This is a genomic window from Pseudoalteromonas sp. NH0006-46, from assembly GCF_057547735.1.
The window spans coordinates 573604-599532 of sequence record NZ_BAAJML010000002.1; the positions used below are offsets into that span (position 1 = coordinate 573604).

21 protein-coding genes and 1 tRNA gene are annotated in these 25929 nt (G+C 39.0%); 11 read left to right on the forward strand and 11 right to left on the reverse strand.

Annotation, left to right across the window (positions count from 1 at the left end; genetic code table 11):
• Positions 1 to 89 precede the first annotated feature (89 nt).
• A complete protein-coding gene (gene pepA / locus AC27I2_RS07485) occupies positions 90 to 1601 on the reverse strand; it encodes a leucyl aminopeptidase (RefSeq protein ID WP_058405110.1) in 1512 nt (503 codons plus the stop codon).
• Between the two features lie 309 nt (positions 1602 to 1910).
• Between pepA and lptF the strand changes: the two genes are divergently transcribed.
• On the forward strand, positions 1911 to 3023 hold the full coding sequence (lptF, locus tag AC27I2_RS07490) for an LPS export ABC transporter permease LptF (protein WP_058405109.1): 1113 nt from the start codon (positions 1911 to 1913) through the stop codon (positions 3021 to 3023).
• Positions 3020 to 4087 (forward strand): LPS export ABC transporter permease LptG, encoded by a 1068-nt coding sequence (gene lptG, locus AC27I2_RS07495; protein ID WP_058405108.1) that lies wholly within the window; start codon positions 3020 to 3022, stop codon positions 4085 to 4087. The genes lptF and lptG overlap by 4 nt, the downstream gene beginning before the upstream one ends.
• A gap of 82 nt (positions 4088 to 4169) precedes the next feature.
• Here lptG and AC27I2_RS07500 read toward each other — a convergent pair whose 3' ends face one another.
• Positions 4170 to 4670: an RDD family protein gene (locus AC27I2_RS07500; RefSeq protein ID WP_058405107.1), complete on the reverse strand. Its 501-nt coding sequence runs from the start codon at positions 4668 to 4670 to the stop codon at positions 4170 to 4172.
• 326 nt (positions 4671 to 4996) lie between these two features.
• On the opposite strand from AC27I2_RS07500, the gene AC27I2_RS07505 reads away from it, so the two are divergent.
• Positions 4997 to 5081, forward strand: a tRNA-Leu gene (locus AC27I2_RS07505).
• A gap of 507 nt (positions 5082 to 5588) precedes the next feature.
• Here AC27I2_RS07505 and AC27I2_RS07510 read toward each other — a convergent pair.
• Together AC27I2_RS07510 and AC27I2_RS07515 are read right to left on the reverse strand one after the other, a co-directional pair.
• Positions 5589 to 7493, reverse strand: a complete 1905-nt coding sequence (locus AC27I2_RS07510) for a putative bifunctional diguanylate cyclase/phosphodiesterase (RefSeq protein WP_487203885.1) — start codon at positions 7491 to 7493, stop codon at positions 5589 to 5591.
• Positions 7494 to 7505: 12 nt separating this feature from the next.
• Positions 7506 to 8636 carry an FIST signal transduction protein gene (locus tag AC27I2_RS07515; protein ID WP_487203886.1) on the reverse strand — a complete coding sequence of 377 codons (1131 nt, stop codon included), beginning with the start codon at positions 8634 to 8636 and terminating at the stop codon, positions 7506 to 7508.
• A gap of 268 nt (positions 8637 to 8904) precedes the next feature.
• Here AC27I2_RS07515 and AC27I2_RS07520 point away from each other — a divergent pair, with 268 nt between their 5' ends.
• The 3 genes from AC27I2_RS07520 to AC27I2_RS07530 all read left to right on the forward strand — a co-directional run bounded on the left by AC27I2_RS07520 (position 8905) and on the right by AC27I2_RS07530 (position 11947).
• Positions 8905 to 9906 (forward strand): fatty acid desaturase, encoded by a 1002-nt coding sequence (locus AC27I2_RS07520; protein ID WP_487203887.1) that lies wholly within the window; start codon positions 8905 to 8907, stop codon positions 9904 to 9906.
• 229 nt (positions 9907 to 10135) lie between these two features.
• Positions 10136 to 11425, forward strand: a complete 1290-nt coding sequence (locus AC27I2_RS07525; protein WP_487203888.1) for a M20 family metallopeptidase — start codon at positions 10136 to 10138, stop codon at positions 11423 to 11425.
• 108 nt (positions 11426 to 11533) lie between these two features.
• Positions 11534 to 11947 (forward strand): GFA family protein, encoded by a 414-nt coding sequence (locus AC27I2_RS07530; RefSeq protein ID WP_058404225.1) that lies wholly within the window; start codon positions 11534 to 11536, stop codon positions 11945 to 11947.
• A 91-nt stretch (positions 11948 to 12038) separates the two neighbouring features.
• On the opposite strand, the gene AC27I2_RS07535 is transcribed toward AC27I2_RS07530, so the two are convergent.
• Together AC27I2_RS07535 and AC27I2_RS07540 are read right to left on the reverse strand one after the other, a co-directional pair.
• Positions 12039 to 14099, reverse strand: a complete 2061-nt coding sequence (locus tag AC27I2_RS07535) for a TonB-dependent receptor (protein WP_487203889.1) — start codon at positions 14097 to 14099, stop codon at positions 12039 to 12041.
• A 99-nt stretch (positions 14100 to 14198) separates the two neighbouring features.
• A complete protein-coding gene (locus AC27I2_RS07540) occupies positions 14199 to 14882 on the reverse strand; it encodes a substrate-binding periplasmic protein (RefSeq protein ID WP_058404227.1) in 684 nt (227 codons plus the stop codon).
• A gap of 118 nt (positions 14883 to 15000) precedes the next feature.
• On the opposite strand from AC27I2_RS07540, the gene AC27I2_RS07545 reads away from it, so the two are divergent.
• The 3 genes from AC27I2_RS07545 to AC27I2_RS07555 all read left to right on the forward strand — a co-directional run bounded on the left by AC27I2_RS07545 (position 15001) and on the right by AC27I2_RS07555 (position 16805).
• Positions 15001 to 15249: a TIGR03643 family protein gene (locus tag AC27I2_RS07545; protein ID WP_058404228.1), complete on the forward strand. Its 249-nt coding sequence runs from the start codon at positions 15001 to 15003 to the stop codon at positions 15247 to 15249.
• 87 nt (positions 15250 to 15336) lie between these two features.
• Positions 15337 to 15702, forward strand: a complete 366-nt coding sequence (locus tag AC27I2_RS07550; RefSeq protein WP_058404229.1) for a hypothetical protein — start codon at positions 15337 to 15339, stop codon at positions 15700 to 15702.
• 23 nt (positions 15703 to 15725) lie between these two features.
• Positions 15726 to 16805, forward strand: coding sequence for an endonuclease/exonuclease/phosphatase family protein (locus AC27I2_RS07555; protein WP_058404230.1), 1080 nt, complete (start codon positions 15726 to 15728; stop codon positions 16803 to 16805).
• 278 nt (positions 16806 to 17083) lie between these two features.
• Here AC27I2_RS07555 and AC27I2_RS07560 read toward each other — a convergent pair whose 3' ends face one another.
• Genes AC27I2_RS07560 through AC27I2_RS07570 form a run of 3 tightly spaced genes read right to left on the reverse strand, consistent with a single transcriptional unit; the run spans position 17084 to position 21069 of the window.
• Positions 17084 to 17470 (reverse strand): diacylglycerol kinase, encoded by a 387-nt coding sequence (locus AC27I2_RS07560; protein WP_487203890.1) that lies wholly within the window; start codon positions 17468 to 17470, stop codon positions 17084 to 17086.
• Positions 17471 to 17482: 12 nt separating this feature from the next.
• A complete protein-coding gene (locus AC27I2_RS07565; protein WP_487203891.1) occupies positions 17483 to 19111 on the reverse strand; it encodes a phosphoethanolamine transferase in 1629 nt (542 codons plus the stop codon).
• A 2-nt stretch (positions 19112 to 19113) separates the two neighbouring features.
• The gene (locus AC27I2_RS07570) at positions 19114 to 21069 is read right to left on the reverse strand and encodes an LTA synthase family protein (RefSeq protein ID WP_487203892.1); all 1956 of its coding nucleotides are present in this window, start codon (positions 21067 to 21069) and stop codon (positions 19114 to 19116) included.
• 172 nt (positions 21070 to 21241) lie between these two features.
• On the opposite strand from AC27I2_RS07570, the gene AC27I2_RS07575 reads away from it, so the two are divergent.
• Both AC27I2_RS07575 and AC27I2_RS07580 read left to right on the forward strand, forming a co-directional pair.
• The gene (locus AC27I2_RS07575) at positions 21242 to 21916 is read left to right on the forward strand and encodes a response regulator transcription factor (RefSeq protein ID WP_058404233.1); all 675 of its coding nucleotides are present in this window, start codon (positions 21242 to 21244) and stop codon (positions 21914 to 21916) included.
• Positions 21916 to 23322: a sensor histidine kinase gene (locus AC27I2_RS07580; RefSeq protein WP_487203893.1), complete on the forward strand. Its 1407-nt coding sequence runs from the start codon at positions 21916 to 21918 to the stop codon at positions 23320 to 23322. Before AC27I2_RS07575 ends, AC27I2_RS07580 begins: the two co-directional genes overlap by 1 nt.
• A 467-nt stretch (positions 23323 to 23789) precedes the next feature.
• Here the strand turns inward: AC27I2_RS07580 and AC27I2_RS07585 are convergent, their stop codons facing one another.
• Entirely contained in the window at positions 23790 to 25166 is a 1377-nt protein-coding gene (locus AC27I2_RS07585) for an NAD-dependent succinate-semialdehyde dehydrogenase (protein WP_487203894.1), read from the reverse strand.
• A 211-nt stretch (positions 25167 to 25377) separates the two neighbouring features.
• Positions 25378 to 25893 carry an NUDIX hydrolase gene (locus AC27I2_RS07590; protein ID WP_058404236.1) on the reverse strand — a complete coding sequence of 172 codons (516 nt, stop codon included), beginning with the start codon at positions 25891 to 25893 and terminating at the stop codon, positions 25378 to 25380.
• Positions 25894 to 25929 lie beyond the last annotated feature (36 nt).

Below are 25929 nucleotides of genomic sequence, written 5' to 3' on the forward strand. Positions count from 1 at the left end.
CAGATTTTGCCATATAACGGGGTTTGCTTCAATTAATACACAAATAAATAAGGCGCCGTGTGGCGCCTTATTTTTAGCTAAATAGGTAATTAATCTTGCGCTGCTTCGCTTACACCCGCTCTGTTTAATAAATACTGAGTTAGCATAGGAACAGGGCGGCCAGTAGCGCCTTTATTTGCACCACTTCGCCATGCAGTACCTGCTACATCTAAATGTGCCCAATTATATTTTTTGGTAAACTTAGATAAAAAACACGCCGCAGTAATTGTGCCAGCCGCACGGCCACCTAAATTGGTAAAATCAGCAAATGGGCTTTCTAGTTGATCTTGATAGTCGTCCCATAGCGGTAGTTGCCATGCACGGTCGCCACTTTGCTCAGACGCTTTTAATAAGTCGTGGGCAAGGGGGTTATGGTTTGCAAGCAAACCCGTTGCATGCGCACCTAATGCAACAATACATGCACCTGTTAGTGTTGCTACGTCAATGACTGTATCTGGGTCAAAACGCTCAACGTAAGTTAACGCATCGCATAATACTAAACGGCCTTCAGCATCGGTGTTAAGTACTTCAACCGTTTGCCCCGACATCGTTGTTAAAATATCACCAGGGCGATAAGCATTTGAGCTTGGCATGTTTTCACAACCCGCTAAAATACCTATTACGTTTATAGGCAACTGCATTTGTGCCAGTGCGCGCATTGCGCCAATAACACCCGCGGCACCCCCCATGTCGTATTTCATTTCATCCATGCCTTCGCCAGGTTTTAATGAAATACCGCCTGAGTCAAACGTTAAACCTTTGCCAACAAGTACTATTGGCGCTTGATCATCGCTTGCACCTTTGTAGTTAATAACCGACATCACAGATTCGTTATCACTACCACGGCCAACCGCTAAGTATGAGTTCATACCAAGCTCAGCCATTTTTTCTTCGCCAATAATGTCAACGGTGATGTTATCAAAATTGGTAGCCAGCTCTTGAGCTTGTTCACCTAAGTAAGCTGGGTTACAAATATTGGGTGGCATGTTTGCTACGTCTTTACATAGTTTACTGCCAGCTGCAATTGCTAAGCCATGCTCAATAGCGCTTTCGCCAATAGTGAGTTCGCGGCGTGTGGGTACGTTGAATACAATTTTACGAAGTGGACGACGCGGGTCTACTTTTTTACTTTTAAGCTGATTAAACGTGTATAGGCAATCTTGCGTTGTTTCAACGGCCTGACGTACTTTCCAGTAAGTATCTCGGCCTTTAACGTGCTGCTCTGTTAAAAAGCATACTGCTTCCATAGAGCCTGTATCGTTTAAGGTATTTATTGTTTTAGAGATAATTTGTTTATATTGCTTGTCATCAAGCTCGCGCTCTTTACCACAGCCTACAAGTAAAATACGCTCGCTTAATACGTTAGGGACATGATGCAATAATAAAACTTGTCCAGGTTTCCCTTCTAGGTCACCACGGCGAAGTAGATTTGAAATATAACCATCACTGATTTTGTCGAGTTGTTCACCAATGGGGGATAACCTGCGTGGCTCGTAAACGCCAACGACTATACATGCGCTGCGTTGCTTTTCTGGGCTACCACTTTTTACGCTAAATTCCATTGTTGCTCCTGGTTGTGAGTCATTTAAGCTATTAAATAAGACCAAAAATAATATTTTCTAGTATTAGCTGCTCAGCTTATGTAGAGATAATACTCATTTTAGCTGATTTTTACCGACTCTTACTGTGTAATTGAACTTTATATGCTTAAGGGCTACTAATGCAACATTATATCTTGCACTTAGGTAGGATAATTAATTTTGATGGCTTATAATAATACCCTATTTGTCGGTATAAACTGTTCAAAATAGCTATTTAACTATTCGACACTCACTATTGTGGTGAAATACTAAGTTTAACAGGGGCGAGCATTGCTTATTTTTCGTTATTTGACCGCTGAGGTTTTAAAATCGCAGGTCGCCGTATTTTTAACTTTAATGACCATTTTTTTATCACAAAAGCTGGTGGTTATTTTAGGTGACGCATCAGAGGGGAGCATTCCTGCCCAGTTAGTGCTGTCGATGATTGCGTTAAAGTTACCACAGCTTGCCTCGCTGATTCTTCCATTGAGTATATTTCTAGGCATTATTTTAGCCTATAGCCGTATTTATGCCGATAGCGAAATGACGGTATTAAAAGCATGTGGTGTGAGCGAATGGTATGTAGTGCGTGTAACTTTAATATCAAGCGCAGGTTTGGCGCTTTTGGCTGGCGCATTAACTATGTACCTAGCGCCATGGGCCAGTGAACAAGAATATCAATTAAAAGAGCAAGCTAAAGCTGACGCAGGGCTATCAGCACTAAGGGCTGGTCGTTTCCAAGAAACAGGTAACGAAAAAGCCGTAGTGTTTATCCATAACATTGAGAATGGTGGAAAAGAGTTAAACAAAGTGTTTGTTGCACAGCTGCCAAATAGTGATAACGATGAGTTAGCTCGACTAGTATACGCAGAGCAAGGCGTGGTAATTGAAGCGCAAAACGGTGAGCAACAGTTAGTGTTAACCGATGGAAAACGATACGAAACCGACGGCACAACGGCTGCATTAAACCTGACCGAGTTTGATGGCTACAGTGTGCAAATTCGCGAACAAGAAATAGAACATCAACGCCGTAAATTAGAAGCCGTGCCAACTAATCAGTTACTCGCCATTAACACCCCTGAGTCTATTGCTCAATGGCAGTGGCGTATCGCTATACCCCTTTCTATACCACTTCTTACTTTGCTAGCAGTGCCGCTAAGTGTGGTTAATCCTCGTCAGGGTAAATTTGCTAAATTAGTACCTGCTATCAGTTTGTATCTTGGGTATTTTATTTTATTAAATGCCGCTAAATTTGCGATAGAAGATGGCAAAATACCGCCGTCAATTGGGCTTTGGTGGATTCACCTGAGCGCGTTATTTATTGGTGGCTTATTAATTATTAAAGGTCGACCAATTGGTGCTTTGCTTAAAGCTGTTGTTACTAAGCGGGAGCTAAGCTCATGATGAAAACACTCGATTGGTATTTAGGGCGCAGCATTTTACAAACGACAGGCTTTGCCTTGTTGGTTTTAGTTGGGATCAGCACCTTAATTAAATTTATTGAGCAGTTAAAATCGGTAGGGCGTGGTAGTTACGATTTGATCACAGCCATGCTGTATACGTTATACAGTATTCCTGGTGATTTAGTGGTGTTTTTTCCTATGGCTGCATTGATTGGTGGCTTAACAGGGCTTGGTGCGCTTGCTTCAAATAGTGAATTAGTGGTTATGCAAGCTGCGGGTATGTCGCGGTTGCAAATTATTGGTTCGGTGATGAAAACCGCCATGTTTATGGCCATTTGTATGATGGCGCTTGGCGAGTGGGGCGCGCCAGAGGCACAGTTACGTGCAAAAGAAATGCGAAACCAAGCGATACATGGCGGTGATGTGTTTAGCGCGCAAAAAGGAGTTTGGGCAAAAGATGGAAATAACTTTATAAATATAGAAGATGTGGACGAAAGCGGTAAGCTTAACGGTTTGCACATGTACTATTTTGATAATTCGCTTGAACTGACTCAAATTACTAAAGCTAAAGAAGCAATTAGCCGAAAAGATGGGTGGCTTTTACGTGATGTAAACAAAGTCATTATTACGGATGAGTTAATTACTACTGAGCTACATTCAGAAGAGTTTTACCCATCGCAACTAACCGCCGAAAAGTTAGGGGTTGTATCTGTAAAGCCCGAGTCGCTATCGTTTACAGGGTTATGGTCGTACTTAAGTTATTTAGAGCAAAACGAGCAAGATACCAGTACTTACGATCTCGCTCTTTGGCGTAAGTTTATGCAACCTGTGTCGGTTGCGGTTATGTTACTGGTTGCGCTTTCGTTTATATTTGGCCCATTACGTACAGTAACTATGGGCGCACGTATAATCATGGGAGTGGTTACAGGCATTGTATTTCATTTAACAAACGAGATATTTGGTCCTGTGGTAATGGTTTACCAAATACCTGCCATAATCGGCGCCGTGCTGCCTAGTGTTATTTTTATAGGCTTTGCGACTTACTTGATGAATAAACGGGTATAAGCGCTCATATTTAAAAACAAAAAGGGTGACTATTAGTCACCCTTTTTGTTTTTAAATGATTATATCATTATGTATTTACAGGCTAATCGAGCTCGCGGTATATGCGTTTATTCTCTTCTTTTGAAAGCGCAACAACCTCTGTTTTAGATAAGTAATCTTGTAATGCTTTTTTATTTTTAAAATCAACTAACACGACTAAGTTGCCTAAACCAAGTAACGCGGCAAGACAGCGAATAACGGATTGCGACCAGCTAATTAAATTACCGTCGTTAGTTTGCACTCTTAAACGCCATGCTCGCATACCAATTGTTTGCCCACTTTTGGTCCAAAAGTAACTAAAAAAGATAACATTAACGCCCACAAATAACGCACTGCGAATGCCATCTAGTAAAGGCGAATTTTCTATAAATGCAGCAGGGTCTTGGCCTTCTGTTTGCTCAATAAGACCCGTTGAAATTAACACTTGGATTGCAGCAAAGTACAAAATAGCGGTTAGCATAGATAACGAAATGACGACTAAAGAGTCGTATATAAGCGACGCAAAACGGCGCCAAAAACCAGCACGTGGAAACTCACCCGACATAAAAATACTCTCACTGTTAATGTGTGGCTAGTTTAGCAAAAAAGCGCAAAAATACTAAGTGCTATAGTATGTTGGTATCATTTAACTCTAGGTTTAAACAATATCCGTATTTTTAAAAGTACTTTATTTGCATGGTGCTTTAATTTTTAAATGTTAATAGTTGCCTAAATGTTAAGCGGTTGATCATGCTTATGTAATAAAAGGCTTGCTGCTAACCCTATTGTTTGTATAATGCTTGGCATAGAGACGCGGGAACATAAATAATCCTAAGCTCTAAAGTGGTTTTTCTTTATCTTCTCGTGTTTAGAAGGTTAAAGAAAAATGATGCCAGCGTGATGAAATTGGTAGACATGGGGGATTCAAAATCCCCTTCCGAAAGGAGTGCCGGTTCGAGTCCGGCCGCTGGTACCACTTTTTATAACCCCTGCTAGATTTAGCAGGGGTTTTTTTATGTCTGAAATTTGTGATTACGAACTCGAGCGGCACTCAAGTGCGCTGCTATAAGTTAAAGTCCGGCCGCTGGTACCACTTTTTATAACCTCTGCTAGATTTAGCAGAGGTTTTTTTATGTCTAAAACTTGTGATGACGGGCTCGAGCGGCACTCAAGTGCGCTGCTATAAGTTAAAGTCCGGCCGCTGGTACCACTTTTTATAACCTCTGCTAGATTTAGCAGGGGTTTTTTTATGTCTAAAATTTGTGATTACGGACTCGAGTGGCACTCAAGCGCACTGCTATAAGTTAAAGTGCGGCCGCTGGGTGAGAGTAAACCGAAACGAAGTTTCGCAGTTACTAGAAGTGAGTTCATGGATGAACGATGGATATAGCTTCAAGGACGAGTTAAGACTCTATGGTGGGATTTGCACTAACGAACTCGAGCGGCACTCAAGATGATATTTTAAAATATGATGCATTAAATTTTAAATGGTCATATCGCTTTGCGTGGGCTGTTTTTGTATTAGTTTTGTAAATGAATCAGAAGGCATAGGGCGGTACATAAAAAATCCTTGTGCCATTTCGCACTGCGCCTTTGATACGTAATCGAGCGTTTCTTGATCCTCTATTCCCTCTGCAATAATAGCTAAATCCAAATTATGACCAATATCGATAATGCATTTGGCAATGGCAGCGCTTTGTTCATCAGTGATTACATTTTGTAAAAACGATTTGTCTATTTTTAAATAATCGATAGGTAACAACTGTAAATAACTAAAAGAGGAGTAACCTTTACCAAAGTCATCCAGCGCAAACGCAACACCATAGTGTTTTAGCTTATGCATGGTTTTACTCATCTTCTCTTTATTTTCCATAAAAATAGATTCAGTCAACTCAATAATTAATTGATTGCCACTAATTGTTGAATTCGAGATGCTTTCAATAATGTAATCAATAAAGTGCTCATCCTGAAACTCAATAATTGATAAGTTAACCGCAAGTTTTAAAGGCGTTATGTTCTCTTTTTGCCATTGCTCTAATAGTGATATAGCCGAGCTAATAGCAAATTCACCTATTTTTTTTATTAACCCGGTTGATTCAGCAATAGGAATAAATAAATCGGGCGGTACAGACTCTCCGCTGGCCGTAAACCAGCGCATCAAAACTTCTGCTCCTAAAATCTGATTGCAGTCTAAACCTATTTTAGGCTGAAGATATATTTCTAATTCTTGGTTATTTATCGCTTTACGAAGTTCGCGCTCAATATCCATTTGTTCACGGGCATGCGCTTCTAGTTTTCTGTGATAAAAACGGTATGCATTTTTGCCATTATTTTTGGCATCATACATCGCCATATCGGCGTTACTCAGTAAGGAGTCGGGCGTGATACCATCTTCTGGGTATAGTGCAATTCCAATGCTTGATGATACATATTGAGGTCGCCCATTTATAATAAACTCTTTACTTATTGTTTCTAACAATGCGTCACAAAGGTTTTCAATATTATTTTTTGACTTAACAAGCTCAACAAGTATTACAAACTCATCTCCACCTATTCGTGCAAGTGTGTCTTGCTCTCTTAAACGGTGGTTAATACGCTCTACCATTTTAATTAGTAGTTCGTCCCCGCCCTTATGCCCCTCAGTGTCGTTAACCCGCTTAAAGTTGTCTAAGTCTAAAAAGAGCACTGCGGTCATCGAGTCATCACGTCTTGCCAGCGTTAATGAATGCTCAAGGCGGTCCATAAATAATTGACGGTTTGCTAATCCAGTTAGGGCGTCATGGTAGGCTTGAAAATGAATGATTTCTTCATGTTCTTTTTCAACGCTAATATCACGAATACAAAATACACGACCAATAAGTTGGCCATTCTTAAGCTGAGGGAGTGAGCGGTAACTATAATGTTTGTCGTCGATAGATTCAAACTCGCCACTCAATGCCTGTTTTGAGTCTGCTTTTAATTGCGCGATAATGTCGGCGCTTTTGTTGCCTTTTTTTATTACTTTATCTATTTGGCTAAAGTAATTATATGCGTCTAAATTAAAGCGCTCGAAGAACTCTCTGGCCATTATATTGGCGCTCACAACGTTACCTTTTAGGTCTAGCACAGTAACTTGTTCGCCTATAGCGTCAAATGTTGCATTAAGCACACTAATTGAATGTTCTAATTGTTGCTGTGTATCTGAAAGCTCATTAAGCTGGTTTTTAAGTAAATCATTGCGTTCATTTAATTCATTGGACGTAATAAACAATGACCGCTCTAAAATATTAATTTCGCGCTCATTCAGTTCGTAAGCATCAGATACCCGCGATATAATATCGGTATACTCTTGAACGAAGCTTTCATCAACCTTACTCCGTTTTAACTGGCGTGCTAGCAGTTTATGCAACTTGTAAACCTCTTAGTCTTCAGTTAGCAAGGTGAGTGTCATGGTTTGATTATGTAAATGACACGGGCCAAAAGGAACATGAGGCGATAACTCGCCGTAAGAGTAAAAACCGGTTCTAGCGCAGTTCTCGGGAAGTAAGTCTGCGATTGTTTCAAGTTCTTCTTCAATTAATTGGTCAAGTATCATTCGTCGACCAACACAGCTCACTAAAAGCGCAAGAGTAGGCTGGTTACTGCCCATCATGTGTATGGCGGCTTCACCCGCTTGTTGTGCTCCATCAATTAGATTTTCGTAGTTTGCGCGCATTAGTTGGCATTTAGCCCCTTCAGGAAGATTACCTGCAAAGGTCATGCTTTTTTTATCTTCATCAATACTTAAAATGGTTCTGACTACGGATTGTTCTTCACCAACTTCTTGCATAGATAGCGGGAATAATAAAGCAGAGCTTGGCAGCCCGTCAGCGTATTCACCTAGCATCGTTTTGTACAATTCCAGTGAAGGACTGTGGTCTATTTCATAAAGGGTATTTTTAGTTGATTTGGTGATTTCGCGTATAGGGCCAAATGGTTTCCACCCGCCCATGGTGCCATGGCTAATATTTAACTTTTCGCCATAAAACCCGACAAGAACAACTAGGCCTTTAGTAACGTTATCATTGTGCCATACTATGGTTTCTTTAAAGCGAGCCTGATCACCCGCTAAGCCACCAGTTACAAGTACGTTTTTAGGTAATGCGCCAGTAATACTCTCAATGAGCTCGCTGCCATTTATAAGCTGTCCATCAGAAACAACAAACACATAACGTAAGCCATTATGATCTAATTGATTTACAAGTGCGGTGCCCAAAGAGCTTGAGTCGGCATAGTTACTAATGTTATCTGACTTGGCAACAACATGACTTTTCTCAAAGTGGACGGCGGTCAGCGCTATACTTTCGTCGTGTATTTCACTACCTTGAATTTCTCCGCTGGTAGAGCACCCTACAATTTCAGCCTCAGGGAAAGATGATTTTAATTGAGACAACATGTGTGATGTTGCCATGGCATGTCTGTCACCAAAAGCAAATACTAATGCAGCATCAGATTTTTTAGGTAGCGACGTTTGCCATTTGCCTTCTTTATAAATAGATTGAAAAGTGTTCATAATTTAAAGGCTTTCCCGTACAACTATGTTATTTATAATATAGATTATAGGGTAAATGCAGGTAAATCCACATTTGTTACGTTTAATTAACGCTCTTTTGAAGTGCTTACCATTTTATATATTAAATATTTAACCCTTTTAGATAGGAAATTAGGCTTAACATTTAAAAATTGATTTTTTGCTTAAATACAATGAAATCCAACTAAAATGTTTTAGCGTATAATGTAATTAAGTATCATGTTTACAACACGGTTTTAAGAACGTTCATATGACTCAGCTAAGTGCCAAACGAAATATTCAAGCAATTGTTAAAGCTATAAAAGCCGAAGAGGCAGTACTTCGCCAAAAATACCCTTTGCTTGCTCATCAAAATACCATTGGGCTTGTTATATTATTGCTCTCGTTGAGTGCTTTAATTGGTGTTGGGGTTTTGTATTACCTTGCCATTATACCTGCATGGGCTTGTATTATTTTGGCAGCTATGGCGGCTTCGATTTCTCACGAACTTGAGCATGACCTCATTCATAAACAGTATTTTAGTAATCAGCCTTTAATTCACAATTTTATGATGTTAACGGTTTGGTTAATGAGGCCAAACACCATTAGCCCATGGTATCGCCGCAAAATGCATTTACATCATCATAAAACATCAGGTACGGAGCAAGATCTCGAAGAGCGCCTAGTGGGTAATGGCATTAAAAATCCATTTACGCGTGCGCTTGTTATTGTGGACGGTTTACTCGGTTTAGTTATTAATACCAAACGTTTTAGTAAAGAAATTAAAGGATTTAGTTTTTTAAGCGTGTTTAATGCGGGCTTTCCAGTAACAACTACATACTTTATTATTTTGTATAGTGTAATTATATTCCATACAGTTAACTTTTTTGTACCCATTGAAGCAAGCACCCCGGCTCTAGCGTTAGAGGTTTTAAATGTGTTTGAATTTATGATGATTGTGTTAATTGTGCCAAATATAGTGCGCTCAAGCTCGCTTAACTTTGTTACCTCAAGCATGCACTATTATGGCGGCGTAAATAATATGCTTGAGCAAACACACGTAATTACAAGCCGTTTGTTTATGCCGTTTCACCTTTTTTGTTTTAATTTTGGTAAAACGCACACTATTCACCACTTTGTACCAAACCAACCTTTTTACCTGCGTCAAATGCTGAGCAAAAAAATCCTCGACGTAATGCGCCAGCACAATGTACGGTTTAACGATTTTAACAGCATAAAAAATGCAAACGCTTACGACCCCCAAGCTAGTTAAGAAAAAAAGTCTGAGTTTGATTATTAAAACCAATTGTATACGCGATTGGTTTTTTTGTTTTAATTACATTTAACATTTAAATTCAATTTTAGTATCGCAGAGTAAATCTATGTCGTCTGTGCGGTTTAAGGATAGTGTATTAAAAATAGTGTAGGCTATAACTCAACAGCACTCTTCGATAACACTAAATCGGTTGTTGGGTTTCATTAAAATAATAAAGGAAAATAGGATGAAAAAATCACTACTTTCAGTGGCATTGGGTTTTGCTGCGCTCGGTGCGTTTAACGCAAAGGCAAACCTTGATCAGCACGTTAAAAATGTAGAGCAGCAAGTAATAGAATGGCGACGCGATTTTCACCAAAACCCAGAGTTGGGTAACCGCGAAACACGTACCGCAGGTATTGTGGCTAAACATTTGAAGTCGTTGGGTATGCAAGTACAAACCAACATTGCTTACACCGGCGTAGTGGGTATTTTAAAAGGCGCAAAACCGGGGCCTACGGTAATGTTACGTGCTGATATGGATGCACTGCCTGTAACCGAAAAAACAGATGTACCCTTTAAATCAACAAAAACAACAAACTACCGCGGTGTAGATGTGGGAGTTATGCATGCCTGCGGGCATGACACGCATGTCGCCATGTTGATGGGGGCAGCACAAGTATTGGCCGATATGAAAAGCGAGCTGCACGGTAATATTATGTTTGTGTTTCAGCCTGCAGAAGAAGGCGCACCCATAGGTGAAGAAGGCGGTGCTGAGTTAATGCTAAAAGAGGGGATATTTACTAAATATAAACCCGACGTGGCATTTGGTCTTCACATAACATCGAGCCTACATACGGGAAAAATTGGTTATCGAAGCGGCCCAGCTATGGCAAGTTCTGACCGGTTTGAAATAACGGTTAATGGCCGCCAAGCGCATGGATCAGCTCCTTGGACAGGTGTAGATCCTATTGCAGCAGCTGCACAAATAGTAACGGGCGTTAATCATATTGTGAGCCGCCAAGTAAACATAACCAAAGAGCCAGCAATAGTCTCGTTTGGCAAAATAGCAGGTGGGGTGCGTAACAATATAATTCCTGAAAAAGTTGAAATGGTAGGTACTATTCGCAATTTTGACATGAATAATAGAGCACAGATTTTTGAAAAAATAAAAACAACGGCTACACATATTGCTAAGTCGTCGGGAGCAACAGCCGATGTACATATTCACGAAGGCTACCCGGTAACGGTTAATAACCCGGCCCTTACTGCACAGATGCTACCAACCCTTGCAAAAGCGGCGGGTAAAAGTAACGTAGTGGAAATGGATAAAATTACTGGTGCAGAAGACTTTTCGTTTTATGCATTAGAAATCCCCAGTGTATTTGTATTTTTAGGTGGTACGCCAAATAGCCAAGATTTAAAAACGGTACCAAGTAATCACTCACCTTATTTTTATGCTGATGAGTCATCATTTAAAGTAGGCACTAAAGCATTGAGCCAGTTAGCGGTCGATTACTTAGAAAGTAAAAAGTAGACTCCTAAAAATTGAGTTAGTGAAAGTCATAAGCTAACTCAATGTACTTTAAGTACAGTACGTAAATATATGTGAAGGTTTTATAGAACTAAGTTAGAGGGTTACTATATGAAAATTACAGGAAGCTGTTTTTGTGGCGATATAACTTACGAGGCCACGTCACAAAATAATAATGTAGTAGTGTGCCACTGTAGTGATTGCCAACGCATGTCGAGTGGCCCATTTAGAGCCGTTGTAATTGCAGAGCTTAATTCGGTTAATTTTACAAAAGGGCAACCTAAAGAGTATGTAAAAACAGCGCAAAGTGGCAATAAGCGAGCGCAAGGTTTTTGTGCCAATTGCGGCACATCACTTTATGCAACAAATGAGTCACCTATCGATCGCATATATGGGCTACGCATAGGGGCGATTGCTCAACGTGATTTATTTAAACCTTCAATACAAATTTGGACGAAGTCAGCACTGCCTTGGCTTGATGATTTACATCATGTTGATGCATTTGATAGCACTCCACAAAATTAGTCCTGTAAATGCTTGATTAAACGTATGCTTGTAATAAAAAAACAAAACGACTTACAGCGTATATAAGTCGCTTTGTTTAAATAAGCTTTATTTACCAAGTATACGATGCCGATAACATTGCATTGCGTGGTTTACCCGGGAAGTATCTATCGCCAGTAAAACTGGTGTAATCAGCTCGCTCAGCATAGGCTTCGTCGGTTAGGTTAATAATGCGAGCCAAAACCTCAACATTTTTAGTTACTTGCCATTGTGCTCTAAAACTTAAAACTGAGTGGCCTTCGTATTTATTTAAGTTTTCGGGGTCTGTGTAATAGTTTCCAACATGATGCCACTGTAATGCAAACCGTGCATTACTAAGCGCTTGCCAAATAACATCGAGGTTTGCGATGTTGCGAGGCGCCGTATCTATGTCGTTGCCATTTATGTTTGAGCCATTAATTATCTGATCATTTGTGTAACTGTGTTTGGCATGTGTGCCTGCAAAGTTAACCGACACATTATTTGTTAATTGATAATCAAGCTCAAGTTCAACCCCTCTATGGCGAGAGCTGCCATCATTTACAGTAAAAAAGTCGCTATCGCGGTAAATAGTATTGTGCTTGCTCATGGCATAGATAGATAAGCCGTAACTAAGTTTACTGTATATTCCTTTTAAACCAAATTCGGCGTTGTTGGCTATTTCTTCATTTAAATCAGTCGTGGTTTGCATACGTTGTAGTTGGTACAACTCTGCAGCTTGTGGTGCTCGGTAACCACGAGAAAAGTTGGCGTAAAACGTGTTATTAGTGTTGTACTGGTAACTTATTCCAAGCTTAGGCGAGGCATTGCTAAAGCTATTTTCAGTGCTGGCAGGGCGGCTGTACCTACAGCCACCAAACCCACACTCGCTGCCGTCTTCTTTTGTTCTGCCCGCAAGTATATTGTTTGTGTAGTCGTACTGCATGTGTTCGTAACGCACCCCTGCGGTTATCAGCCATTTATTTAATTGCCAATCTAGTGATGCAAATGGTGCATAGAGGGTCGCATTAACATCGTAATCATAATGCTTACCTTGTGGCACGGTAGCGACTAAAAATGCAGATCCTTGCGTTGCCTCATTTTGACTTTGTAAAAATGAGGCTTGGGTATACTCGCCATCTAAGCCTAAGTTTATAGTTACGTTATTATTTATAGGGTGCTGATAAAGCGATTGAATTCCAATACCTGTTTGACTGTTTTTTTCAAGCGGCGTGCCCGGCAAAAAGTGCTTAAAAAAGTCCATGTTTTGATCGCGCATATACACAGTGGTAGAAAGCACATCGTTATTGGCTAATTGCCATGTTGCATTACTCCATGCGCGCAAGGAGGTTGCCTTTCTAAATGCCTCAGGGTCAAAGTTTTGCTGTGCTATATCTTCATTTTTATAGCTTTCGAACCCTGTAATAAAACCAGCCGTTTGCTGATCTAAATGTGTGTATGTGATACCCGACGTAAGCAATACGTTATCACGCTCTAAACGATGACGAATGTTTACTTTTTGCTGCTTAACACTTTCATCATCACGATACCCTGTGTCGTCAGTAATGCTAGCGTTTATGCCAATACCACTGTTGCCATAGTTTTTTCCTGCGCGTAATTTAACGCGTGCGTAACCGTATGAGCCATAATCTAGGCCTAATAAACCGCCACCCTGGGTGGTATCGGGCGTTATTACGTTAATAACACCATGCACAGCGTTAGAGCCATAAAGCGCAGAGCCCGGGCCTTTTAATACTTCAATACGCTTTGCCATTTCGCTATGCGCTTCAAATAGCTCGTTTATATTACAAAAGCCCGCAGCCCGAAGGGCAATACCATCTTCTAAAGTTAACACACCACCACATGCGCCGGCACCTGATAAAACCTGGGAGCGAAGCGCAGGTAAATATTCTTGGCCATTGCCGCGTTGTATATTAGCGCCAGCAACGCGTTGTAGGGCTTCTTCAATATGAGTAGGTGCAATACTATTGAGTTGCGCCTCGGTTAATGTAGAGATCGACAATGGAAGGGGGGCAGAAAGTGCTTCTACCCTTGATGCTGTAGTGGTAATAACTTCAATTGGGTCAGTACTTTTCTGATCAGCAAAAACAGGTTGGCTAAACGGCAAAATGAGCGGCAAACAATAATATTTCATACATACCTAAAACGTTGTAAAAATAGCTTAGGCTGATGATATGTGGTTTTTGTATGCATTTAAACTTGTTGCGTTAAAGCACATACTAACGCTAACCAATTAGCGGTCATTAAAGCGTTTAATTTGCTCATTAATTATGTTTATGTCAACGACACCTTGTTTAAATGCAATATAAACAGGCAAGCTAGATTCATCAAACTGGCGAGCATAAATGTCTGTATTATTTTTAGCAAACCAAAGACCAGCCTGATAATTGGTGATTACATAATCAACGCGTTTTTTTTCTAATAATTTAAATGAATCTGATGTTGAAAGTGAATGTATTATATTTTTAGGCAATATTTTGTATTTATCAGCTATTTCATTAGGTAAAGCAACGCCTCGGAGCATAGCTACTCTAGTGTGAGAAAAGTCTTCGTTATTTAGCGAATTTTTATCTAAAGCAAATAGTCCAAATTTGGTGACATGTGTAGGGTGCTGAGTAAACTCTAAATGTTTTTCGCGCAGTGTATTTGTCGCCAAGGAAAAATAACAGTCGTAATAGTTTAGGATCATTTCTTTTTTTACACGTGCCCAGGGTAAGTGTATTACTTTAATGTTTAAACCTAAGCTTTGCTTTAAGTAATTTATCAGATCAATGTCTGAGCCTGTAAATGTGTTTTTTTGCTCGTCGAAAATAGTATAAGGCGGGTAGTGAGTTGTAACGCAGCGCAATGTTTTACCTGGTTCGGCAAAGGCTAACGATGACGCCGTTAAAGCGAAGATTAATAAAATAAAGCGCATAACTATCAAATCCATTTTCTTTTAAGTATATAACCTATTTTTTAATTTTAAAGTGACTCATGAAATTGATGATCTATGCGTATTATTAACGCGTATATAAACATTTTTGGAAGGCATTATGTTTGACGCAGAGCAGCAATCACGCATCATAGAAATGGCATGGGAAGACAGAACGCCCTTCGAAGCCATTGAACAATTATACGGATTAAAATACCCTCAGCTTGTCGTTTTTATGCGAGATCATATTTCTAAGGGAAGCTTTAAAGTGTGGCGTAAGCGCCACGCAGGGCGTAAAACTAAGCACTTAAAGTTACGCGATCCCGCTATTATGCGCAGCCACTGTAAAACTCAGTATAAACACCGTTAACACCGTAAGTTTAAATTTAAGGGCTATTTCATTTGATGTTCATCCTAGCTTGTTAGTCTTAGATGACTATTAGCACTGGAGATATCCATGAAAGCAGTTATTTATACCGCACTCATCACACTTGCGCTGGCATCAGTTGGTGCACAGGCTAAACCAAACAAAAATAATTATGGTCAGCACCAAGGTAAAAAGGTTGGCCATAAAAAACACAAGCATCATGATCATAACTCTCTTTCTAAAAAAGAGAAAAAGCAGCTACTTCGTGCAGGGTGGACCCCACCTGGTAAAAGTAAGCGTTACTATACCGGTGACATTTTAGAAGTTGATATATACAAACGTGGTAGAGTTGTTGAACGTTCGAAAAATAATGGTACTGTAAGTATTGAAATCGACCGTAAAATTATTCACTTAGTACACGACACACGAGAAATCTTATCAATTTTGAGTCGCTAAATTAATTTAAAGGGATTTAAGTAATGCTTACATTGTTGGCTGTAACTACTGGCTTTTTTTTACTGGTAACTTTACTACCTATGTCATACAGCCAACACTACTTGGTTAGAAGTTGCGACTTTGTCCGCTTACAGGTGTTTTATATTGCTAGTTTTATATTTGTTAGCGCGTTATTTTTATTATGGTTAAACAGTAATACACACTATGCTTTTATTACGATCGTAGCCTTAATTATTATGATATTACAAGGGAAGTGGATTTTTCCTTATACTTGGCTTGCAAAAAAAGAAGTACAAAGCGCAAGTAAAAATAGCCAGCACAGCATAAGAATAATGTCGGCAAATGTCCTTATGTCGAATCACAATAGCGAGCAACTAATAACGTTGGTAAACCAGCATAAACCTGATTTACTCATTACCCTTGAAAGCGATAGCTGGTGGGAAGAAAAGTTATCGGTGCTTAAAAAAGATTACCCTTACTATATAGAATGCCCGAAAGACAACCGCTATGGCATGCATTTATACAGCAAATTTAAATTACTCGATGCCCAAATATGTGAGCTCATTGAAGATGATATTCCTTCAATTCATATTTTATTTGAAAACGACGAAGGCCTAAAAATGCAGGGGCACTTTATTCACCCCGCACCACCTAGCCCAACTGAAGAAGATTCATCGCGTCCGCGTGATAGCGAATTAATCATGGTTGCCAAAGCAGTAAAAAATCCAACTCGCCCAACCATTGTAGCGGGCGATTTAAATGATGTAGCTTGGTCGCGCAGCACACGTTTATTTATGCAAATAAGTGGCTTTTTAGATCCCCGTAAAGGTCGCGGTTTTTATAACACATTCCATGCTGGTTACTTTTTTATGCGCTGGCCGCTCGATCATCTATTTCATAGCCAAGGGTTCAAAGTAAAACGTATTAAGCGCCTCGCAAAATATGGCTCAGACCACTTTGCGCTGCTTACTGAGCTTTCTTATGAAAATGCCAATCAGCAGTCATTAGAGGACAAACCCGACAAGTTAAAGCAAGAGGAAGTAGCAGAACTGACTATGAGCAAAGCCGATAAGCGAAAGGTGCCAAAGTTTGAGAAGAGCTAGCTGTTAGCTATTAGTTTTTAGCTGTTAGTTGAATACGTTTTAACTTGAACGCTCAGGTTTGATTCATGATACTTCATCAGCTAGTGTAGGTCGGACAAGCGAAGCGCCATCCGACACAGTAAAATACCTTGCCAGTTATAATCAATATTTTATGTTGTCGAGTGGCTCAGGGCGTGGAGTTGCCTTCCAGGTTTAACTCGTTTCTGCCCTAAAACGAGTTTAGGCGACGGTCGCAATTGAGCGATAAGCGATCAGCGATCATTGAGATTGGATAAATTTTAAAAATAACCAATATAGCTTATAAATACAGAAATCCAGACGAATGAACATATCAATAGCGCAATTAATACTGCTGCGGAGCCTAAATCTTTAGCGAGACCTGACAATGGATGAATCTCTAAGCCAACTCTGTCTATTGTTGCTTCTATTGCTGTATTAACAACCTCTGCGAATATCACAAATAAAACAGAGATTAGTAGCATGACCTTTTCGTAAATACCTATCTGCCAAATCGAAATAATAGTTAGCGATAAAGCGAGTAAAAAAAGCTCTTGTTTAAAAGCGGCTTCATTTTTAGCAAGCCATTTAAATGCACGCTGTGAATTTTTAAAAGCTAAAACTATTCGATTAATACCTGACGGCTTATTTGCACTATCAAATTGCATTGGAAACTCTCTTTATAGACTTAGGGCCTTACAGGCGTTAAAAATATCGTATTCAGGTTGGTATTGACTGCTGCTTACTTGAGTTAAGCCAAGTAAAGTGTCAAAAATATTGTCGTGTGAAAATGCTTTTAAGCGTTGTAACTCAATACAATGATTAAATTTAGAGTTAGCGAGTTTATTACTCCAAAAAATCATTGGAATATGGGTTTGCTCGCTTGGTGCTAATGCATATGGAAACCCGTGAAGGTATAAACCTTTCTCACCAAGTGACTCACCGTGATCTGACACATATAGGAGTGACTTCTTCGTTTCGTTACTTGTTTGTAATACTTTTATCAACTGGCTCAACACCTTGTCTGTGTATGCGATAGTATTATCATATGTGTTTGTTAGTTCAGTTGTACTACAGTTCTGAATATCGCTTCGAGAGCAATCAGGTTTAAACAAACTCTCGTGTTCAGGGTAACGACGATAATAAGTTGGTCCATGTGAGCCTATCATATGTAGAACAACCAATTTATGTTTAGCGTTACTAGTAGCTATCTTGTCTGCTAGTTTCGTAACTAATATTTCATCAAAACAGTAATGACCATCACATAACGGATCTTCTTTATTCGGCTCAATGTTGTCCGATTTGATGCGAGCACACACTCCTTTACAGCTGCTGTTATTATCAATCCATGTTACTTCAACACCACTACGCTGAATAATGTCTAGAGCATTTTCTTGACTACTAGCAAGCCGAGAATCATATTCTTTGCGGTTCAGTCGTGAAAACATACAGGGGACTGAAATAGCCGTCGCCGTTCCACATGATGAAACATCACTAAAATACTTTACGCCTAACTTGGGAGTATAAGCATTCGTTGCTCTACTATAGCCTTGTAGTGAAAAGTTAGCCGCCCGAGCTGTTTCCCCGACAACCATTACTGTTAGCGAAGTGCTCGTTTTATTTTTTAAACTGGGCAATTTATCGAGTACCTTGAAAGGTAATGGTGGATAAAAGTAATTATCCCTCAGGTATTTATAACCCGCTGTATAGAATGAAAACGGGGTGATATAACTTGTTAGTTGTCGGTTGTTACGCCCAACAGAAGCGTATTCTTTATAAAAAGTTACTACTATTAAGGCACAACAGAGCAAAGCAAGTAGATTTAGCTTTGCAAAGCTTTTTAAACGTGCTCTAAAACTCCCAATAATTGTGAACTTGGAAAATAAGTAAGTAGGTACAACTCCCAATAAAACAATAAATAACACAAGCTGAAAGTTTAAATATGAAAATGCTTCACCTGAATTTGTTTCAACGATATTTTGTAACATGCTTTTGTCAAAAATAACGCCATAGTTAAGTGTTGAATAAAACAACAATGAGCAAACTAAAACACTAAATAGAAGTATAGGTTTAACAAAAGTAATTAAGGACAACCAACTTAAAACTAAAACAGTCAATGAGAAAAGCAATAGAGGGATTGACGCGATAAAAAGCCAATTTATATGCCCTGACTGTGTTGCAGCCATAAAAGTATTGTATAAAAACAAGCCATTAAATGCGATAACGATATACATTGAAACTAAGCAAACAAATTGGCTGTAACTTACTTGCCAAGACGAAATACAAAATCTTTTAAAAGCAATTTTCATAATTATTCCTTATCGCTATTTTTATTAGCTAAACGATAAAGCTGCTCGGTGTAAGCTAAGTTGCTAAATAACACATGAGCGAGTGCCTTTTCAGCTAACGTTTGATCTGCGTTTTGCTGTTCATTTTTTTCTTGTATTTTGGTTTGTTTGTTATAGCGCCAATAGCTGGTTTGTTGATTTGGCATTAGGATGACAGCGCGATCATTTTCTAGGTATGCAAAATTGTCGTAGTACTGCATCATTGCACGTTCAACTGGGTAACTTTTAGTTAGATCAAAGCCCAGCATAGGGGTTGCTTGGTCAATTCCTAAAAGTGACAACAATGTAACAGGTAGATCAATTTGACTAACGAGTCTTGGATCGCGTTTACTTTTCATATCGCTGTTTAAAATAACAGCGGGTATATGAAAAGACTTCAAAGGGACAGGTTCAGAGCCAAAAACACGCACATCATGGTCTGCCACAACCAAAAATACGGTGTTTTCCCAGTACGACCGTGTTTTTGCTTTATTTATAAATTTCCCTAGTGCGTAATCGGCATACTTAATTGCAAGATCACGCTTATAGTTTTCAGGGTTATGCCCTTTGGGTAGCGATACTTTGCCTTGTGGTATATCAAACGGATCGTGATTACTAGAAGTAAATACAAGACTAAAAAATGGCTCTGTCGAATTACTTAATTTAGTCAGTTCTTTATCTGCTTGATTGAATAAGTCCTCATCACTTACCCCCCAAGAGGAGATAAACTGGGGATTTTCAATATGGTTGATGTCAACAATATCGTTAAACCCGTTTCCTAGAAAAAAGCTTTTCATATTGTCAAAATGGCTTTCACCGCCGTAGATAAACTGTGTTTTGTAACCTTCTTGACTCAATACATCCGCTAGTGAAAAAAAGTTATGCTGCGATTTAGATAGTTTAACTACCGAGCGAGATGGTGATGGTGTAAAACCTGTGGTAATTGCTTCAATACCTCTTACGGATCGCGTGCCCGTAGCATAAAGGTTGTCAAATCCCCACCCTTGTTGATAAAGCTCATCAAGTTCAGGCGTAATATCTAACCCACCAAGTTCCCCAACAAATCGGGCACCTAAACTTTCCTCAAGTATTATAACTAAGTTTTTTTTAACACCAGACACAAAAGGCTTGTTGTGCGCCAAGGTTGGAATATTTCCGGTGACAAACTGTTTTCGATAAGAAGCCTTTTTGACCGTATCTATAATTTGTTGACGAGGCATTGTGCCATACAAATTACTGGCACTTTTTTCGTTACCCATGTTTTTCAGCGCAAACGCAACACTGTAAGTGGAGTTAAGAACAAGTGAGTTTACTAGTGAATCTTGAGAAAAATAGACTAATGCAGGATTAAGCGGCCGGTGGCTCAATGTACCTCTAGCAGCAAATAAGCAGATTATTAAAGCAGCCATTAGAATGGGTAAATTGGATGCTTTTTTCAGTGACTGTGGTTGTGTGAATGCCCTGCATAAAAGGCGATAGCTATAAACGCTTGTTAACGAGGCCAAAAGCAATGTACTTAGCATTGCAAAAAGATGGCCATGCACTAACATTGAGAAGACTTCTTGTGGGTAATCAAGGTATTCAATATATAATCGGTTAGGCCTTACATCATATTGATTGATGAATGCAGGTGTTGATGCTTCAACAATAACAACTACAGTTACAACGCTGCTACCGTAAAGTGTAAAAATACGCTGGAAAAGCTCTGTTTTATGGCGTGCAACTACATGCAGTATCAGTATAAAAACCCCAATAGTTGCTAAGTATCCAATGCTACTTAAGTCTATTCTGATTGCTCCTGATATGATCGGCCAAATATCACCATCATTTAATCTTGAATGTTGCCAAAACAATAAAGCAATGCGGGAAGTTATAAAGATTGATATCAATATAATAGTAAAACGCAACAAGGGTTTTAAAACGGAAGTATTTGCTGTCATAGTTGTGCTCGATCTTAATAATTGCAGCAATACTAAAAACCGAAACTTAAGAAATCCTGAGTCTAAACTTAATATTGGCTAAACTATGGAAACTTAAGCAAGTCTTAAGTAAAACTTAAGCTATATGGCGTAACCTAATGATGAAGTTGCATTTCAGGTGAATGAGTAACACATGAAGTTATTAATAATTGAAGATTCAGCGTCACTAAGGCGTAGTTTACGAATTGGCTTAGCAAATCTAGGCTTTGCGGTTGATGACACCGGTGATGGTGCACAAGGGCTGAGTATGGCGATGACAGGTGGGTATGAGCTTATAATACTTGATATTATGTTACCGAGTATCGATGGTATTACTTTATTGCAAACCATAAGAACCAAACAGCTTGATTCTAAAGTCTTAATTTTGTCAGCTAAGCAAGAACCTGAAGACCGTGTTTTAGGGCTTTTAACAGGAGCGGATGATTATCTGACTAAACCCTTTTCATTTGATGAGCTCCACGCTCGACTGCTAAATTTAATGCGCCGTGGAGGATTGAAGATGATGAGTGATATCATAACCATTGATAATTTAGCACTGAATTTACAGTTAAAACTGCTAAAAGTTGCTGACAATGTTATTGACTTAACACCCAATGAGTACAAAATCGTCGAATGTTTATTTAGCAATCAAAATAAAGTGTTTAGTGCAGAAAAGCTAAGTACCTACCTTGCAGGGCAATATGATTTGATATCAAAGAACTCGATTGAAGCCCATCTATCATCTGCTCGCAAAAAAGTAAGAGTTGCAGGAGGGGAGCTGCCAATTCAAACCAAACGTGGTTTTGGTTATATTGTACAAGGACAATAATGAAATCTATTCGCAGTAAATTAGTTGTTACACTCTCGGTAACTATAACTAGCTTTGTTTTATGCATTTTGTTGGCAACCGACATTGCTGTTGATAGTTGGATAGATAATGAGTTTGATCGCAGCCTGCAATCAAAAGCAGGTATGTTAATGACCTTAGTACATAAAACTAATGAAGGTTTTTCGTTTAACTTTTCTAGTGAGTTTATGCCTGAGTTTGCAGGGGAAATAGAGCCTGAGTACTTTCAAATATGGAGCAAAGAAGGCACTTTCACTCGCTCCAAAAGTTTAGATTTATTTGAGGTTAAAAACTTACCATTTGAAGACTTGGAGATTGGCGAATCAAAAATACGCCTTTTACAATTACCTGATGGCCGAGATGGTCGAGTGTTTTATAGTCGTTTTATACCAAAAGGAAAAGACAATACATCAGAAGATACACATAAAAAAACAAATGATGAGCCACTGACTTTAGCTTATGCAGCGTCTTCTGAGGAAGTTGATTTTGTACTTTGGTTGATTGATGTTATTTTTATAGTGACCACAATTGCAGTTATTGTATTTATTCGATTATTTGTCAGGAAGGCGATAGATACATCACTTGCGCCATTAATTAAACTCAACCAAGATATTAGTCAGTTAAGTATTACCAGTGAAGGTTCACAGATATTTATACAAGAGCCAGTTCAAGAACTCTTGCCTATTGTTGAAAGTTTAAACGCCTTTATTAAAGAGAATAGACAACTTTACCTAAGGGAAAAGCGACTTACATCCGATATTGCCCATGAAATAAAAACGCCCATTGCCGAATTGATTAATATGGCTGAAGTTGCTATCAGGTTTCCAAATGAGATAGAACTCAATGAGGATTTTAAGCCAGAAGCGTTGAAAATAAGTTTACGGCTTAAAAATATCGTTTCGAACTTATTGCTATTACATAAATACAGTGATGGTAAGCTAATAAAACAAGATGCTTGTGATTTAAATCAAGTTATTACCAGAGTCTTAGAAAACACTGATTTATCGCGTGTAAATTTGGAGTTGAATGAGAGTGCACCAGCAATTATAAGCAACTTGTTTGCCCTCGAATCAATTATTAGCAATTTAGTTAACAACGCTAAACAATACAGTCCACTAGATTCAAAAATTTTAGTCTCCACGAAGACTGCAAAAGAAAAACGTTTAATACTATCAGTTAGTAACTCCCTTATTGAACCTTTGAATGATAACGATATCGACCAATTATTTGACCCTTTATGGCAAAAAGACACTTCAAGAACATCGAATGATAACTTTGGATTGGGGTTATCAATCGCTAAAACGCTTAGTAAAGCAATTGATGCGCAATTAAGTGCAGAAGTTAGTGACAGAAGAATCACATTCTCTTTAGCCTTAAACACTGATTAGTTTATTTAGCCCTACATAGAAATAAAGGCTGGGGAATGCAATTATGTGATGAGGCTCCTAAATACTTAATTGTACTGGCAGCTATCAAACAATCAACTACGTTTCTGCGGCTTAGCAGGGTGTTGTTATCACTATACATTTTACAGAGCCGTCCTTCGGCTCTAACTCGTTTTTGTCCACAAACGAGTTTGCTGACCGTTTGCTCATCACTCTTACCTGCCAAGCCTGGCTTTCTGAAATGTAAGCTAAGCATCTGTTTTTAATATCAAAATTAAGATTTATTTTAATTTTTCTCACTGTGTTTATGGCTTTAAATACACTTGTAGGATGGATCTATTCGTGCATAAAACCATGGAGATTCGCTCATAAAAAAGCCTAAAAGTGATTGCTCACCTTTAGGCTTAATAATATTTTTAAAATACGTATTAATACTTTTTTAATACGTGTATTTCACGTGTGTAGCTAAATTAGCTATTAACCATAATACATTTAATATTCACAAATTCGCGCATCCCAAAGCCACCATGCTCTCGGCCGTAGCCGCTTTCTTTAACACCGCCAAACGGTAGGTTTGGCTGCGCTAAACCATAGCCGTTAATGTTGATCATACCGGTATCAAAGTGCTTTTTAGCCAGTTCGATGGCTTTTTTCTCATCTTTAGAAAAAATACCACCGCCTAAACCATAGCGAGAGTCGTTGGCGATACGCATGGCATCGTCGTTGTCTTTTGCTTTAATAAGTGAAGCGACAGGGCCAAATAATTCGTCGTCGTATGCAGGCATACCCGGCGATAAGTTATCAACAATTGTGGGCGGGTAGTAATAACCCGTTTGCGATGGAATTTCACCCCCGGTTACAATATTTGCACCTGCTTTAACCGATTGCATGACTTGGTCATGAATACCGTCGCGTAAGTCTTCACGTGCCATTGGGCCAAGGTCTGTATCATCGGCCATTGGGTCGCCCATTTTTAACGCTTCAAACTGTTCTTTAATTTGTGCTTTAAAGTCATGATAAAGTGATTCAACCACTACAAAGCGTTTAGCAGAAACACAGGTTTCGCCGTTGTTAATAATTCGGCCCATTACGCAGGTTTTAACGGCTAGTTCTAAATCAGCATCGTCTAACACTAAGTAAGCGTCGTTACTGCCAAGTTCTAGTACTGATTTTTTGACATGTTTACCGGCTTCTTCAGCTACTTTTTTACCCGTTGCATCACTACCAGTGAAGGTCACGCCACTAATTGCTTTGTGTGCAATTAGGCTGCTTGCCGTTTTGCCATCAATTAATAAATTACTAAAACAGTATTCAGGAAAACCAGCTTGTTTAAATAAGGCTTCAATTTTTTCAGCCATGCCAAATACGTTACCCGCATGTTTTAAAACGGTGGTATTACCGGCCATAATGTTAGCCGCGCTGTAACGTATAACTTGATAAAGCGGAAAGTTCCAAGGTTGAATACCTAACAATACGCCTGTTGGTTGGTAACTAATAATTGCGCGGCCTCCGTCCATGTCGCGCTCTTCATCTGCAAGCACCTGTGGGCCGTTTTCAGCGGTATAACGGCAAATGCCCGCGCACAACTCAACTTCTTGAAAACCTTGCTCGTACACTTTACCCATTTCTTCGGTCATTAATTTAGCAATGGCTTCTTTTTGTTCTTCAAAAAGTGTTGCTAGGGCATTTAAATGTTTTGCACGTTCTTCAAACGACGTCAAACGCCATTTTAAATATGTTTCGTGAGATTTTTCGATTACTTGCTCAGCCTCATGTTGAGAAAGTAGCGTGTAGGTATCGATGGTTTGCTCAGTTGCCGGATTAATCGTTTTAACTGTATTGCTCATTCCTATCTCCTTACAATTTATGTAAGCAAGTAGGTGCAAAACAAAGGCCAATATAATCTAATAAATAATCTAAGGTTAACCTTTTGATTAATAATGGCTATTTTGTTTTTAAATTGTTGTTTTATTTTTTTTTATAGCTTTTTTAAATTAGGGAAGGTAAAAAATACTGGTCAGTGCAAAATTTACAAACTTATAAAGGAGTTAAATAGCGTTAGAAAAGTGTTTGTGCAATTTGTTTGAGCAGGTACGTTTCACGTAAAATAGATAGGCCTTGTTTTTCACTATTTGCTAATGTGCGCTCGTTGTGTGCAATTGCATCGTTTATATCTACCCACTTGGCAGTCATGCCATTTTGCTGTTCGTAGTGTTCTAATTTTGCTTTTCCAAACTTATCGGCAATGTTACACACATAGCAATACGATTTTATATGAATAATATCAAAGTCATCTTTATACCAAGGGCGGTATTCTTCGTAGAGACCAAAGTCTTTAATTACCGTGATATTTTGCGCACCGGTTTCTTCATTTAGCTCGCGAATTAAGCCTTTTTCAATACTTTCACCTTCATCTACACCTCCGCCCGGTAGGCTGTAATCGTCATAACGATTGGTGTACATAAGCAGTATTTTATTATCTTTTATTACTATGGCACGCGCTGTGATGCGTGTGAAATGAGTGCCTTGGTTTATATTAATACCTGAGTGGATTAGGGTTTTTAATTGCTGCATTTCATCTCCTTCTATTAAAAAGTGAGTATATCAGTG

Coding starts and splice junctions, on each gene's coding strand:
- pepA (WP_058405110.1), bottom strand. CDS start 1,601: ATGGAATTTAGCGTAAAAAGTGGTAGCCCAGAAAAGCAACGCAGCGCA.
- lptG (WP_058405108.1), top strand. CDS start 3,020: ATGATGAAAACACTCGATTGGTATTTAGGGCGCAGCATTTTACAAACG.
- AC27I2_RS07500 (WP_058405107.1), bottom strand. CDS start 4,670: ATGTCGGGTGAGTTTCCACGTGCTGGTTTTTGGCGCCGTTTTGCGTCG.
- AC27I2_RS07515 (WP_487203886.1), bottom strand. CDS start 8,636: ATGAACACTTTTCAATCTATTTATAAAGAAGGCAAATGGCAAACGTCG.
- AC27I2_RS07520 (WP_487203887.1), top strand. CDS start 8,905: ATGACTCAGCTAAGTGCCAAACGAAATATTCAAGCAATTGTTAAAGCT.
- AC27I2_RS07525 (WP_487203888.1), top strand. CDS start 10,136: ATGAAAAAATCACTACTTTCAGTGGCATTGGGTTTTGCTGCGCTCGGT.
- AC27I2_RS07530 (WP_058404225.1), top strand. CDS start 11,534: ATGAAAATTACAGGAAGCTGTTTTTGTGGCGATATAACTTACGAGGCC.
- AC27I2_RS07535 (WP_487203889.1), bottom strand. CDS start 14,099: ATGAAATATTATTGTTTGCCGCTCATTTTGCCGTTTAGCCAACCTGTT.
- AC27I2_RS07540 (WP_058404227.1), bottom strand. CDS start 14,882: ATGCGCTTTATTTTATTAATCTTCGCTTTAACGGCGTCATCGTTAGCC.
- AC27I2_RS07545 (WP_058404228.1), top strand. CDS start 15,001: ATGTTTGACGCAGAGCAGCAATCACGCATCATAGAAATGGCATGGGAA.
- AC27I2_RS07550 (WP_058404229.1), top strand. CDS start 15,337: ATGAAAGCAGTTATTTATACCGCACTCATCACACTTGCGCTGGCATCA.
- AC27I2_RS07555 (WP_058404230.1), top strand. CDS start 15,726: ATGCTTACATTGTTGGCTGTAACTACTGGCTTTTTTTTACTGGTAACT.
- AC27I2_RS07560 (WP_487203890.1), bottom strand. CDS start 17,470: ATGCAATTTGATAGTGCAAATAAGCCGTCAGGTATTAATCGAATAGTT.
- AC27I2_RS07565 (WP_487203891.1), bottom strand. CDS start 19,111: ATGAAAATTGCTTTTAAAAGATTTTGTATTTCGTCTTGGCAAGTAAGT.
- AC27I2_RS07570 (WP_487203892.1), bottom strand. CDS start 21,069: ATGACAGCAAATACTTCCGTTTTAAAACCCTTGTTGCGTTTTACTATT.
- AC27I2_RS07575 (WP_058404233.1), top strand. CDS start 21,242: ATGAAGTTATTAATAATTGAAGATTCAGCGTCACTAAGGCGTAGTTTA.
- AC27I2_RS07580 (WP_487203893.1), top strand. CDS start 21,916: ATGAAATCTATTCGCAGTAAATTAGTTGTTACACTCTCGGTAACTATA.
- AC27I2_RS07585 (WP_487203894.1), bottom strand. CDS start 25,166: ATGAGCAATACAGTTAAAACGATTAATCCGGCAACTGAGCAAACCATC.
- AC27I2_RS07590 (WP_058404236.1), bottom strand. CDS start 25,893: ATGCAGCAATTAAAAACCCTAATCCACTCAGGTATTAATATAAACCAA.